This is a genomic window from Stenotrophomonas maltophilia (genome assembly GCF_025642255.1).
Lineage (GTDB): Bacteria > Pseudomonadota > Gammaproteobacteria > Xanthomonadales > Xanthomonadaceae > Stenotrophomonas > Stenotrophomonas maltophilia_P.
This window is the reverse complement of sequence record NZ_CP106759.1, coordinates 1,396,646-1,410,147: the sequence shown is the minus strand read 5'-3', so window position 1 is coordinate 1,410,147 and position 13,502 is coordinate 1,396,646. Positions and strand designations below refer to the sequence as shown.

The following is a 13,502-nucleotide window of genomic DNA, read 5'->3' as shown; positions in this document are numbered from 1 at the left end:
GGCACCCGTCCGCAGCCGATGCGGGCCACGCGTGTCCGAGTGTGCGGCACGCCGGCACGCAGGTGCGCCATCAGCGGCAGGTCGTCCAGGCCAGCACTGCACACAGGATGGCCACCCAGACCACGGCCTTGAACGTGCCCGCCAGCATGTTGCCGCCGAACAACAGGTCGAGCAGCGGGTTGGGCCTGGAAACGGGAACGTGATCGCTCATTGCAGCTGCTCCTTGTGATGGCCGCGATTGCGCGGGCGCCGCAAGTCTACGCCTGCCCGGTGCGGATTCATCGGCGCCTGGCTGCGTTTGGCGGCTCAATCCGGGCGTTCGTCGCAGGCCGGCTGTGGTCCCGGCGGCGAAGTGCCAGTCTGCCTGCACTTTCCCGCTGGAGCACCGTGCCATGCCGATGCTTGCCCTGTTGCTGCTGTGCGCTGGCGCGTTCGGTCACGCCACCAGTGCCGACGAGCCCGTGCTGGTCGATCTGCCCCTACAGTCCGGATCATCGACGAGGGTGGCGCAGCCCGCCATGCAGCGCGAACTGGAACCTGCGAGCCTGCGGCTCTTCCACCTGCGCCAGGATCGACTGCTGCGGGTGGGACAGCAGTGCCTGTCGCAGGAACAGGCCGATGGCCATCGCGAAATCGTCGGCGAGGCACGCATGATCCAGCTGTGGGAGCGTATCGATGGGCACTGGCGGATACGGCGGACGCTCGTCATTGACCACCGGGCCGCGCGGACGTGACATCACGCGGCCATTGCATGCGCCCATGAAAAAAGCCGGCGATGGCCGGCTTTTCGTATTACCACCGCTGCACCGGCAGGGCCGGGAGCCAGGTGGTGGGCGGTACAGGGTTCGAACCTGTGACCCCTACCATGTCAAGGTAGTGCTCTACCGCTGAGCTAACCGCCCATCGTGTTACTGCGGCCCGCCAGCGGGCCTCTTTACGTAAAAACCCGGCGCCAGGGCCGGGCTTTCAATTCACGACCGCCCTCTTTCGAGAACGTCGTGGTGGGCGGTACAGGGTTCGAACCTGTGACCCCTACCATGTCAAGGTAGTGCTCTACCGCTGAGCTAACCGCCCGTTTGGGGTCTGAACGTCCGCGAATGCGTCGGTGCAGGCCGCGTATATTACGGATGCCGGCCCGGAAGCGCAACACTTTTGTGAAGACGTGCGGCACTGTCGCGTTCAGCCCAGGCTGGCCTCCTTCAGCTGTCGGATCTGGTCGCGGACGCGGGCCGCGTCCTCGAATTCCAGGTCCTTGGCGTGCTGGTACATCTGCTGTTCCAGCGCCTTGAGACGCGCCGCCAGCTGCGCCGGCCCGAGCGCGCGGTAGTCGGCCACATCCTCGGCCACTCCAGGCCTGCCCTTGCCTTTTCCCTTGCGCGATTCCTTCTCGGCCGCTTCGGATCGGGCACCTTCCAGTACGTCGGTGATCGGACGCGCCACCGAGCGCGGAATGATCCCGTGCTCTTCGTTGTACTCGACCTGCTTGGCGCGTCGGCGGTCGGTCTCGTCGATCGCGGCCTGCATCGAACGGGTCACCTTGTCGGCATACAGGATGGCCTTGCCGCGCACATTGCGGGCCGCACGGCCGATGGTCTGGATCAGCGAACCGGTGGAGCGCAGGAATCCCTCCTTGTCCGCGTCCAGGATCGCCACCAGCGACACCTCGGGCATGTCCAAGCCCTCGCGCAGCAGGTTGATGCCGACCAGCACGTCGAACTTGCCCAGGCGCAGGTCACGGATGATCTCCACGCGCTCGACGGTGTCCACGTCCGAATGCAGGTAGCGCACGCGGATGCCATGCTCGGTGAGGTACTCGGTCAGGTTCTCGGCCATGCGCTTGGTCAGCGTGGTAACCAGCACGCGGTCGCCAGCCTTGATGCGCTCGTTGGCCTCGCTCATCAGATCGTCGACCTGGGTGGCGACCGGGCGGATCTCCACCATCGGGTCGATCAGGCCGGTCGGCCGCACCACCAGCTCGGTCACTTCGTCGCCCGACTCACGCATTTCATACGGGCCTGGCGTGGCCGACACATAGATGCTGCGCGGCGAGCGCGCTTCCCACTCTTCGAAACGCAGCGGGCGGTTGTCCAGCGCCGAGGGCAGGCGGAAGCCGAATTCGACCAGGGTTTCCTTGCGCGACCGGTCGCCCTTGAACATTGCGCCGATCTGCGGAATGGTCACGTGCGATTCGTCGATCACCAGCAACGCGTCGGCCGGCAGATAATCGAACAGGGTCGGCGGTGGCTCGCCAGGGCCCTTGCCGGTGAGATGCCGCGAGTAGTTCTCGATGCCGTTGCAGTAGCCGACCTCGGCCATCATCTCCAGGTCGAACTGGGTGCGCTGGGCAAGGCGCTGCGCCTCGACCAGCTTGTTCTGTGCGTAGAGCTGCTCAAGCCGCTCCTTCAGTTCCACCTTGATGGTCTCGATCGCCGCGAGCACGCGTTCGCGGGTCGTCGCATAGTGGGTCTTCGGGTAGACGGTGAAGCGCATCAGGTTGCGCAGGGTTTCTCCGGTGAGCGGATCGAACATCGTGATCTTCTCGACCTCGCCATCGAACAGCTCGATGCGCAGCGCCTCGCTGTCCGACTCCGCCGGGAACACATCGATCACTTCGCCGCGCACGCGGAAGGTGCCGCGCTGCAGTTCGTATTCGTTGCGGGTGTACTGCAGCTGCGTCAGATGATTGATCAGGTCGCGCTGGTCGATGCGTTCACCCTTGGACAGGATCAGGCGCAGCGACAGGTAATCCTCGGGCGCACCCAGGCCGTAGATCGCCGACACGGTGGCCACCACGATCGCGTCGGGCCGCGACAGCAGGGTTTTGGTCGCCGCCAGCCGCATCTGCTCGATGTGCTCGTTGATCGAACTGTCCTTCTCGATGAAGGTGTCCGACGACGGCACATAGGCCTCCGGCTGGTAGTAGTCGTAGTAGCTGACGAAATACTCCACCGCGTTGTGCGGGAAGAACGCCTTGAATTCACCGTACAGCTGTGCGGCCAGCGTCTTGTTCGGCGCCATGATCAGCGTCGGCTTCTGGATCTGCTGGATGACATTGGCGATGGTGTAGGTCTTGCCCGAGCCGGTCACACCCAGCAGCGTCTGCTTGGCGATGCCGGACTCGAAATTGCTGGTCAGCTTCGCGATGGCGTTCGGCTGGTCGCCCGCCGGTGAATACGGCGAGACGAGTTCAAAACTGTCGCTCATGATGTTGCCAGATCCCGGGAACGGCCAGTATACGGGGCATCCGGTGACGGCCGGCTGAGGGGAAGCCGGACACCCCGACGCGCCAACCTCCAATGGAGACCGGCCGGCGGGGCCGGCAGGCTGGGGGCATGCTCCAGACCCTCTGCAAACACCCCGCGCGCAAGGCCCGGGGGCTCCACCTGCCTGAAATGCTGGTGGTCCTGATGATCCTGTGCGTACTGCTGGCTGTGGCTTGGCGCCCCTGGCAGCGCGCGATGCGCCAGCTGCAGGCCGAATCCCTGCGTGCCCAGCTGGTCGGCAGCCTGTCGCTGGCGCGCAGCACCGCCATCACCGAGGGACGCCCGGTCACCGTGTGCGGCTCCGGCGACGGCAGCCGCTGCGACAACCGCTGGAGCCAGGGCTGGCGCGTTCAGGTTGAGCCGCGGGTGGCCAGCGGGGGAATGACCACCCTGCTGCACACCCTGGAGAACCGCCATCGCCATGTGGAACTGCGGGCGAGCGACCATCGCGCCCACATCCGATTCCGCGCTGACGGGCGCAACGCCGGCACCAACCAGTCCATCGTGCTGTGCGTGCAGGGCCTGGAACACAGCCGCGTGATCATCAGCATCCCCGGACGGATCCGGAGCCTGCGCCCACGCGTGCCTACGCCCTGCTGATCCCGCGCGGCATGCCCCAACGAAAAAAGCCGCGATTGCTCGCGGCTTTCTCGAAACTGGCGCCCGAAGTTGGACTCGAACCAACGACCCCCTGATTAACAGTCAAGTGCTCTAACCGGCTGAGCTATTCGGGCGGGGTGCGCATTCTAGCCAATTCCAGAAGTGGGGTGCAAGCCCCTTCCACACTCGCCGCTGCCGTCTTACCAGCACTCCGGGTTGGTCTTGCTGTCCGGCGTCTTGCGGCCCGCCTGATCGAGTGTCAGCGTGCCGCACGCGTCCTTGTCCTGGCCGGTTTCCGGAACCGCCTGCAGGGTATAGGTCCCGGCGGTCGCCTTGCCGTCGAACGATATGGCATAGCGGGCCGAGCCCTGCCGCGGCGACTGGCTGAACGGCAGCGAGAATCCGTCGTAGCTGTTCTGCACGGTGTGATGCCGCTCGAGCAGCTGCGCGATCTCGACCAGGTCAGCCTTGGCCATCGCGCGGTGCGTCTTCAGCACATGTCGCTGGTAGGAAGGCAACGCCACAGCCGCAAGTACCGCGATGACGGCAACGGTGATCATCAGTTCGATCAGGGTGAAGCCCGTTACCTGCTGTTGTCTGCTGGATGTGCGCATGGCAGCTCCCGTATTCCTGGTAGTCATCGGATCTGGCGCCACGACTGGCGACCACAGGCACGCTGGCCATACGCAGTATCCGCGCCCGGCGTGTTCAGAGCCACGATGCAGCGGTCCAGCGATCCATCGACCGTGCACTTCGGATCGCTGGGATCGCAGCCCTTCAAGGTGGTGCTGTTGACATTGGTGGACAGCACGGGGGCACCGGTTGCGATGTCTCCGCCGCGGGTCAGCGCACCGGCACCGCAGTTGGCGCCGCACAGCGCGTTTCCGCCGACCTCGTCGGTCAAGCCGCTCATCGCCGGCTGGCCGGTCAGCATGTTCAGGCGATAGCGCCAGTTGGTGCCGCCGCCGGTGCCGCAGACCGCCTGCCCGGGCACATAGGTGGTGAACATCACCGCGCCGCCCTGCAGCGTCGGATAGCCGAAGAAGCGCTCACCCTCCACGTCGGAACCCACGATCAGGTCGACGTACCAGCCGCGCTTGCTCGCGTAGTCCACGCCGTTGCCCGACACGTCACGGAAGCCGGCACCATTGGCACTGACGGTCTGCCCCACCAGCGAATCACGGCTGGAAATGGCAGTGGAGAGGTTGTCCCAGAGCCCATACAGCGTCTGCACCGGCGAATTACGGGTCACTGCATTGTCGTCAGCGGTGAAGTAGCGACCGGTACCGAAGAACAGGCTGACGCCACCGCCCGGCCCCGCCGAGACTTCGATCGCGCCGGTGATCGGCTGAGCGACAGCGCTGCGCACTGCGGTGAACAGCGGCGTGCCGTTGAGGGCCACATTCCAGGCGCTGGGATCACCGCCACGCAGGTCGAAGCGCCACATGTTGCCCTGCATGTCGCCGCCATAGACGGTATCGGCCAGGCCACTGCTGTTGTGCAGCGCTACCGCGGTGACATGGTTGAGGCCATTGGCGACTGCATACTTGCCCGCCGTGGGGTACACGCGCTTGAGGATCTCGCCGGTGCGGATGTCGACCACATAGAGCACCGGTCGGCCGGTGCTGGAATTGACACCGTTGCCGAACAGGGCGACGAACCGGGGCGGACTGTCCGCGTTGGGGCCGGCGACGGGCACCACGACCGGCTTGCCCATGACGAAGCCCAGGTCCGACTCGGTCTTGCCGGAAATCTCCCACAGCACGTTGCTGGCGGTGAATCCGGTCGGATTGCTGATATCCAGGGCGAACACCGAACCGTTGCCCACTGCCGTGGCCGACGGCCCGCGCGACGCGCCGCCGCCGCCGGTCGAACCGACCAGTACCGTGCGCCAGGCATCGCCGTAGTAGACGTCCGACGAGGTCAGTCCGCCGTCCACGTAGTAGCGATGTCCATAGGTGGGGTTGGCCAGCTCCGCCATGTGCTGCAGCGAAGCCGATGGAATGAAGGCGAACTGCTCGCTGCCCGCCGAGGTGCCGGTGCTGGCATTGAAGCCATGCAGCATGCCGTCGTTCGCACCGACGTAGACCATCGAAGGTGGGCCACCGTTTGCCACCTTGGTCGCCAGGTAGGCCCGATAGCTCAAACCGAGCGTGGTCTTCCAGCTCACTCCCCCCTGCGCCTGCCACGAGGTGAAGCCGTAGTCGTCCTTGTTGGACACAATCTCCACGCTGGAATTGACGATATCGCCGAGCAGTGAGCTGCGCGGGCGGAAACCGCTCACCGGTGAGCCGCGCAGGTAACTGACCAGATCCGCCACGGTGTGCGAACCGAACCAGTTCGGCACCGTGTTGAGCCCCATGTTGCCGAGCTTCTCGGCGCGATCACGCCCGGGAACGTTGTCGGCGGTGAAATCGGCCGCTGCCACCGGCACCAGTTGGTTGGACGTGTTCACATAGGTGGGTGCGGTCGACATCACGATGGTCCGCCCGGAGGCGCTCATCTTGGTCGACGCACGCCACAGTTCAGCGCCGGCGCCTCCGGTGCTCGTGGTCTGGCTGGCGATGACATCACCGGTCCAGTCGTTCGAGCCCGACGGCACCGTGTAGTGCGCGGACACGGTGAAGGAGCCGGCGTTGACACGGGCGCCGGTGCCGCTGCCACCCACCGGGGCCTCGCCAGCCGCAGCGCTGTCGAAGATCGATTCCAGCGCGGACTTCAGCTTGGCCGGATTGCGCGCCAGGAAGTAGTTGTCCGGTACACCCGGCACCTTGCTGTCCCACTTCCTGCCTTCCGGCACGCCGTACTTGGCGGCGTACCACAGCGGGCTTTCCAGCTGCCCGGCCTGGCCGGTACCCAGTTTGTAGCGCATCACGACCGCGCCGGTCCAGGTAGCCGGCGGATCGGCGCTGGTGCTCAGCACCGAACCGTTGCGGTTGCCGGGGCGCAGCACCAGCCGCTGCACGTTGTCAGCCGCATTGGAGCCCACGATCGTGTAGCCGGTCAGCATCGCGTTGCCTGCATAGGCGGACAGGTTCTCGATGCGGACCAGCACTTCGTCTTCGCCGACCTTGTTGCGAACGGCGTTGTTGCTGCATTCACCACTGTTGGAGCGCCAGCAGATGTTGCGGAATGGCGTCGTGCCACCGTCGCTGCAGGTGCTGCCAACGCAGTAGCTGAGCATGGAGACCACGTCGTTGTCGTGGTCATTGCCCCACAGCGAATCCTCCCAGACCAGCGAGAAACTGCCGGCCTTGCCATCGGCTCGGTAGTCACGGCCATAGACGTAGTTCGGCGATACCGCTGATCGCTTGGTGCCGACGCCGACCGAGCCGAGGAAACAGCTGCGCCAGCCGCTGCTGTTGATGCCCGCTCCTTCGGTGTTGTTGGCCTGGCACAGGGGGGCCAGGGTGATCTTGCCATTGCCCACCGGAATCTCGAACTTCGGCAGGCTCTCAGCCATGGCCACGGTGTAGGTGGTGGCGGTCAGCTTGTAGGTGTTGGGTTTGTCCTGCACGCCCGGACGCAGATCGGTCTCGGCAGCGGCCTTGGCCAGCCCCGAGATCAGGTAACTGCCTTCCGTGGACGGCACGTCCGGGCAGATGCCGCGCACGAGCGAAAGGCCTGTCACCTTGACCGCACGGCAGATGTCCTCATGGGTGTTGATCGAGGCATAGCGATTGGTCAGGCCGACACGGCCTGCCATGTAGCTGCCACCGGTGATGTTCTCCTGGTTGCCGATCGCATCGGTCGCCGCCGCTGCCGTGGTCAGGCCAGTGACCGTACCGATGTTGTCGCTGTCGAAGGACGGCAGGCCCGAGGACATCACCAGGATGTTGCAGGTGGCGCAGTAGGAGTTGCCGCCGTTGTTCGGCGAGCGGTACGGATCTTTCCACGCCACCGAATTGGGCAGGCCGCTGAGATCACCGCTGGCGCTGTAGATTCCCTTCGTTTCTCCCTTGATGTAGCGCAGCGCTTCGGCATACATCTCCGCCAACGGATTGCCCCAGGCGCTGCACTTCTTGGATGCGTTGCCCGGGTCGGTCAGGTTGCCCCGGCCGTCGAAGCCCTGGCGATTCAGGATGCTGTAGTCGTCACAGTCAGTCCATTTGTCCTTCCAGTTCCACTGGTCGATGCGGAAGTTGGAGATCGTATTGATGATGCCCTCGGCCCCGCCCGTCAGCGTGTTGCAGAACTGGCCATTGGACAGGTTGATCTCATCGCCGGCCGCACAGAAGGTCGTGCCGTTGCCGGCGATCTTGCCGATGTTGCGACGGACCACGCCGCCATCGCGCGGATTGACATAGGTGCCGGTGACCAGACCAAACCGCAGACGGCCACTTTCACCATAGGACTGCAGCAGTCCCGCCGGTTTCAGGTAGTCCCGGGTGCCGTCGTTGTACTTGCGGCAGAACGCTTCCTGGAAGGTTCCAGAACCGGTGGCGCAGACTTCAACCCGGACATTCAGGTCGGCCGCGACCGATCGGGGGGAGTCATCCTTGCCCTCGTCGCTGCGCCCCACGATGCACTGATAGCCGGCAGTCGAGGCCCATTCACCCCAGCTGCCACTGGCAACGCGCATCAGCGGTGCGCCGGTGGCACTGATGCTGGCATTGCAGAACGACATGGTCGTCTTGTACGGGGTGAAGTTGTTGATGTCGGCGCCGCTGTACACCTTGACCCAGGCGTGCAGGTCGTTGGGAATCTGCGCCCGCTCCAGCACCGTCTTGCTGGCGGTATCGGTGATGCGATGGCCGCCGTACAGCACGTAGCGCATCACATCCAGGCGGCTCATGGTCGCCCAGTTGAGGAAGTTGCCGGACCAGGTACCCGAACAGGTGTGTCTCTGCGTGCCGGTCGCCTGGGCCGTGGCCTTGAACTGGCTGCTGCTGTACGTGTAGCAGAGATTGGAGTCGAAGTACCCGGAGTAGTCGAATTTGTCCTGGTAGGTGGTGTCGAGCGTGCCGTCCTCGTCCAGATCGCTGTAGTCGCTGTAGGCCTTGTTGAACAGCTGCTCGTCGCGCGACATCACCATCATCATCAGCGGCGGCTGTGTCTTCTTGCTGTAGAGCGGCTCCTGCGCGATGTCATAGTCGCCAAGCGCAGCGAACAGCGGATAGACCAGTGCGCCCACGCCCACCAGCACGGCAGCGGCGGTGCCTGCACGCAGCCACGGGGAGGAGACAAGGCGGGAGAATCGGCGCGGAGTATTCATGGAATGAAGATCGTGTCGATGACGGCGCTGGAAGAAGGATTGGCCGGATCGTCACTGGCCAACACGGTGATCTGGTAGATGTTCTCGGTCTCTTCGTTCTTGCGCCGCCCCAGGCCCAGCGGCCCGACCGGCACGCATTTGTCCAGGCGGCGGGTATTGATCGCCGTTGCCGTGGTCTTGCCATCGGCCCAGGTCGCCGGGTCGAACACCGGGCTGCACTCTTCCTGGTTGGCCTCGAAGATCTTGCCGCTGTCGATGACCGCCTGGATCGCCGCTTCCTGCGAACGTACATCGGCCTCGGCGTTCTGGAACGCCTGGTTCGAGCGCAGGTAGTTGGCGGCCATGCGTTCCTGCATGCCGGTCACCTGCATGCCGGCGATGCCGATCAGGGCCAGCAGGATCAACATGATCAGGGCGACATACAGCACCGCGCCGCGCTGTTGGCGGTGCGATGCGAAGGAGGGGGTGCGCGGGCGCGGATGCATGGTGGCCTCAGTTGCCGAAGAGGCGATTGCGGAGGGCGATGGTGGTCTGGTAAACGGCGCGCATGCGGCCGTCCTCGGGCGCGGTGAACGTCACGCCCATCGAGGTCAGTACCGCATTCTGGTCGGCCTGAGGGGCTGCCGAGGGATCGGGACTGGCCATCACCAGGCCCATCTGCACGGCGCCCACGCGCCGCCAGGCGTTGATGTTGGGATTGGCCGATGCCTGCACGGTGGCAGCGGTACCCTGGCGATCAATGAAGCCGGTCGGGTAGGCACTGGTCAGGCGACGATCCTGGCCGTACAGCAGCTGCATGTTCTCCACACCCTCCACCAGGGCCTCCGGCGCGCCGGCGACCAGCGCACCGTTGGGCGTGGCGTTGAAACGCACACGGTACAGTGAGGAACGTGCGCTGGCAGCGTCGTAGCCCACGTAGTACACAGCGCTTTCCGCACGATGCAGCATCGCCTGGCCTGCGGTCACCGGACGGATGAAGTTGCTCGCATTGTTCGGTGCATCGCCGAAGGTGATCGTGCCCCCTGCCTTGTCGATGCTGCGCGCCTGGAAAACGGTGGCGCTGGCGCAGTCGGCAGCGCCGTACAGCCCGGAATCGGCAACGCCACTCTGCAGCACGGCGAGTCGCGCCTTGTCGAAACTGAAAACCGGCTGCGCGACGGTACCGCCGGAAGCCGTGACCGGCACGCCGTCCGGCATCAGGTATCGCAGGGCGACGATGTCGCTGCCATTGACGCGGTTGGGCAGCGCCGCAGCGAATTCATCGGGCAATGCGGGTGTGTAGGCGGTGCCGCCCGTCGCCGGAGTGGCCGGCAGCGTCACCGCATCGCCGGGCGCCGTATCGGTCGCCTCGTAGCCCTGGATGGATCGCTGGAAGTCCAGCGCCGGATGAGGCGTGGCCGCGAACGTCGTAAACAGCGAGACGCCATCCGGCGACTGCCGGGCCTGATCGTTGACGCAGCCGAAATGACCTGCCATGCGCAGTTCGCGCTGCAGGGTATCCATGGCGAAGCGACTGTTCTCCTGCACGCGCGCCAGGCCATCGGACAGCTGATAGGCAGCACGCGAGGCCGCGAACACCTGGACGACACCGAGCATGACGATCACGCCGATGGTCAGCGCGATCATCAGTTCGACCATGGACAGGCCGGCCATGCGCCGGGCCGGGGAAGGCGCGCGCATCACAGGCGGCTCCCGGCACTGAAGGTGGTATCGCTGGCGTCAGCGTTCCAGCGCTCGTCACCCCACGTCACGCTGACCGTGTACTGGGTGCCGGCACGTGCGACCTTGGCCGTGGCCCCATCCCCCAGCGCCTTGCCGAGACGGCAGGTCCAGTCCAGGGTGAACGCGTCCTTGCCGATGTCGTTGCCGACCGGTGGCAGGCAGTTCTTGGCCGCGGTGGTCGCGGTGTAGTCGCCCACATAGGACGGAGCCATCGAGCGGTTCATCCGCAGCTGATCAAGCATTTCGTAGGTCAGGTTGGTCGCCTGGGTGCGATAGTTGGCGCTCTGCACGAAGCGCACGTTCATCGTCTGCAGCAGTGCGAAACCCAGCAAACCGACCCCCAGCACCAGGATCGCGATCAATACCTCGATCAGGCTGAAGCCGCCCTGCGCTTGGCGCGGGGAACGGAAACGCGGCGTTCTCACTTGCAGTCCTCCTTCAACAGACGCACCTGACCGGTCGGGGACAGGCGCAGCGTGCGCTGCAGCGGCTGCTTGCCACAGTTGTCCGGGCGCAGCGTCAGGTCGAGCGTGGCATTGGCGCGATTGCGGCCCCGCGGGTCGAAACTCACCGACAGGTCGGGCGTACCGACGGCGACCAGCGCCGAACGCCCGGGGCTGTAGCGCAGGACGGTTTCGCCGGCACTGAGCGCACCGTCGCCGTTGCTGTCGGCCCAGACCAGCCAGCCATCGGTCCAGCTGTCGCCATCACAGGACGTGCCTCCGGCAGAGGCACACACGCCGCCACCCCTGCGGTTCTTGACCGCTTCACTGCGGGCCAGCGCCATCGACGCGATGAGGTCATTGCTGGTGGTGGCGATGCGGTTGGAGCGGATGGTGCTCTGGAAGCTCGGAAACGCGATCGTCGCCAGCACGCCCAGCACGACCACCGTGATCATCAACTCAACCAGCGTGAAGCCGTTCTGCCGGCGCAAAGACATGTGGACGCTCCCCAGCGTATTGATCGCCACCATGGGCCATCGCCCTGCCGCCAGCAAGCGGCGGCAGGATGAACGGTCAATCCGGGGCGACGGGCGTCAAACGCTTGACGAACCGCCCTTCCCCACCGCTGCCGGCGCGATCCCCATCGCGCCGGTACGGTCTCAGGCCAGCACCTGGTAACAGGGCTGGTACTCGCCGGAGATCTTCATCCGGCGCTGCTCGACGAAGGCGCGCAGCAGCGCATCCAGGGCCTGCATCATGTCCGGGTCACCGTGGATCTGGAACGGCCCGAACTGCTCGATGCGGCGCATGCCATCCTCCTTCACATTGCCGGCAACGATGCCGGAGAAGGCACGACGCAGGTCCGCCGCAAGGGCATGCGGCGCACGCCCATGGTGCAGATCCAGTGCAGCCATGGCCTCATGCGTCGGCACGAAGGGCTGCTGGTACTCCCACGGAATCTCGATGGACCAGTTGAAGAAGAACGAATCCTTCTGCGCCAGGCGATGCTCGCGCACGCGCTTGATGCCGGCGGACATCTTCCTGGCCACGGCAACCGGGTCGCCGATGATGATCTCGTAACGCTCTGCGGCGGCATCGCCCAGGGTCAGCCGGATGAAGCGGTCGATCTGTTCGAAATACGGCGCAGCCACGGTCGGGCCGGTCAGGATCAGAGGGAACGGCAGGTCCTTGTTCTCGTCACGCAGCAGGATACCGAGCAGGTACAGGATCTCCTCGGCGGTGCCGACACCACCGGCAAACACGATGATGCCGTGACCGATGCGGACGAACGCCTCCAGGCGCTTCTCGATGTCCGGCATGATCACCAGGTGGTTGACGATCGGGTTGGGGGATTCCGCGGCGATGATGCCCGGCTCGGTCAGGCCGATGTAGCGGGTCACCGTCTTGCGCTGTTTGGCGTGGGCGATCGTGGCCCCCTTCATCGGGCCCTTCATCGCACCCGGTCCGCAACCGGTGCAGATGTCCAGGCCGCGCAGGCCCAGCTCGTAGCCTACCTGCTTGGTGTACAGGTATTCATCGCGCGAGATCGAGTGACCGCCCCAGCAGACCACCAGGTTCGGGTCACCGGGGTTGAGGATGCGGGCGTTGCGCAGCAGGCCGAACACCGCGTTGGTGATGCCTTCGGAGGATTCCAGTTCGGCCGCGTAGGCCGGGCCCATTTCGATGGCCATGTAGGCGAGGTCGCGGACCACCGCAAACAGCAGCTCGGCCACGCCGCGGATGATTTCGCCATCGACGAAGGCCATCGCCGGCGCATTGACCAGGTCGATGCGCACGCCACGATCCTGCTGCGCGACCTGGATGTCGAAGTCGGGATAGAGATCGCGCGCCGCGCGCGGATCATCCGATGCGCTGCCGCTGGTCAGCACGGCCAGCGCGCAGCGGCGCAGCAGCTCGTGCATGCCGCCGCCGGAGGCGTCGCGCAGGCGCGCCACTTCTGCCCGCGACAGCACATCCAGCCCACCGCGCGGGTAGATCCGCGCGTCCTGCACCGGCAGCGCACGGGCTGCCTTTTCATTCGTGGTCATATCCAACGTTTCGCTTCCTTCAAGGTTTCCGACTGTACTGCCGCCCCCTTAAAAAGCAAAACGGCCGGGGATCCCGACCGTTGGATGTGTGCTGACCGCGCTCGCCATTCCGGGACCGCAGCTGCGGCATCGGCGCCGCGCACGAAACCGGATGCTACGCCGATGTCGTGACCACTGCAAGAACTTTCGCCCGAACGGGAAACGGCCGGGT

At 65.3% G+C, this 13,502-nt stretch carries 11 protein-coding genes and 3 tRNA genes; 2 read left to right on the top strand and 12 right to left on the bottom strand.

What is annotated here, in order from left to right; all coding sequences use genetic code 11:
- Positions 1–70: 70 nt before the first annotated feature.
- A complete protein-coding gene (locus tag N8888_RS06505) occupies positions 71–211 on the bottom strand; it encodes a hypothetical protein (RefSeq protein WP_164972405.1) in 141 nt (46 codons plus the stop codon).
- A 181-nt stretch (positions 212–392) separates the two neighbouring features.
- Between N8888_RS06505 and N8888_RS06500 the strand changes: the two genes are divergently transcribed.
- On the top strand, positions 393–734 hold the full coding sequence (locus tag N8888_RS06500) for a hypothetical protein (protein ID WP_111186045.1): 342 nt from the start codon (positions 393–395) through the stop codon (positions 732–734).
- A gap of 93 nt (positions 735–827) precedes the next feature.
- On the opposite strand, the gene N8888_RS06495 is transcribed toward N8888_RS06500, so the two are convergent.
- The 3 genes from N8888_RS06495 to uvrB form a co-directional block, all read right to left on the bottom strand.
- Positions 828–902 (bottom strand) — tRNA-Val (locus N8888_RS06495).
- A 97-nt stretch (positions 903–999) separates the two neighbouring features.
- Positions 1,000–1,074 (bottom strand) — tRNA-Val (locus N8888_RS06490).
- A gap of 105 nt (positions 1,075–1,179) precedes the next feature.
- Positions 1,180–3,204 carry an excinuclease ABC subunit UvrB gene (gene uvrB / locus N8888_RS06485; protein ID WP_053520440.1) on the bottom strand — a complete coding sequence of 675 codons (2,025 nt, stop codon included), beginning with the start codon at positions 3,202–3,204 and terminating at the stop codon, positions 1,180–1,182.
- 128 nt (positions 3,205–3,332) lie between these two features.
- Here uvrB and N8888_RS06480 point away from each other — a divergent pair, with 128 nt between their 5' ends.
- A complete protein-coding gene (locus tag N8888_RS06480; protein ID WP_263177895.1) occupies positions 3,333–3,863 on the top strand; it encodes a GspH/FimT family pseudopilin in 531 nt (176 codons plus the stop codon).
- A gap of 57 nt (positions 3,864–3,920) precedes the next feature.
- Here the strand turns inward: N8888_RS06480 and N8888_RS06475 are convergent.
- The 8 genes from N8888_RS06475 to ppnN form a co-directional block, all read right to left on the bottom strand.
- Positions 3,921–3,997: transfer RNA gene (locus tag N8888_RS06475), tRNA-Asn, on the bottom strand.
- 66 nt (positions 3,998–4,063) lie between these two features.
- Positions 4,064–4,477 carry a type IV pilin protein gene (locus N8888_RS06470; RefSeq protein ID WP_053516619.1) on the bottom strand — a complete coding sequence of 138 codons (414 nt, stop codon included), beginning with the start codon at positions 4,475–4,477 and terminating at the stop codon, positions 4,064–4,066.
- 23 nt (positions 4,478–4,500) lie between these two features.
- Positions 4,501–9,078, bottom strand: coding sequence for a pilus assembly protein (locus N8888_RS06465; protein ID WP_263177894.1), 4,578 nt, complete (start codon positions 9,076–9,078; stop codon positions 4,501–4,503).
- Positions 9,075–9,563: a pilus assembly PilX family protein gene (locus tag N8888_RS06460; RefSeq protein WP_053516616.1), complete on the bottom strand. Its 489-nt coding sequence runs from the start codon at positions 9,561–9,563 to the stop codon at positions 9,075–9,077. Before N8888_RS06460 ends, N8888_RS06465 begins: the two co-directional genes overlap by 4 nt.
- Positions 9,564–9,570: 7 nt before the next feature.
- On the bottom strand, positions 9,571–10,758 hold the full coding sequence (locus tag N8888_RS06455) for a PilW family protein (protein WP_065175861.1): 1,188 nt from the start codon (positions 10,756–10,758) through the stop codon (positions 9,571–9,573).
- Positions 10,758–11,225 carry a type IV pilus modification protein PilV gene (gene pilV / locus N8888_RS06450; RefSeq protein ID WP_164152710.1) on the bottom strand — a complete coding sequence of 156 codons (468 nt, stop codon included), beginning with the start codon at positions 11,223–11,225 and terminating at the stop codon, positions 10,758–10,760. Before pilV ends, N8888_RS06455 begins: the two co-directional genes overlap by 1 nt.
- A complete protein-coding gene (locus tag N8888_RS06445) occupies positions 11,222–11,740 on the bottom strand; it encodes a GspH/FimT family pseudopilin (RefSeq protein WP_053516624.1) in 519 nt (172 codons plus the stop codon). Before N8888_RS06445 ends, pilV begins: the two co-directional genes overlap by 4 nt.
- 162 nt (positions 11,741–11,902) lie before the next feature.
- Complete coding sequence (ppnN, locus tag N8888_RS06440; protein ID WP_053516614.1) at positions 11,903–13,291, bottom strand: nucleotide 5'-monophosphate nucleosidase PpnN; 1,389 nt, start codon at positions 13,289–13,291, stop codon at positions 11,903–11,905.
- Between the last annotated feature and the right edge of the window lie 211 nt (positions 13,292–13,502).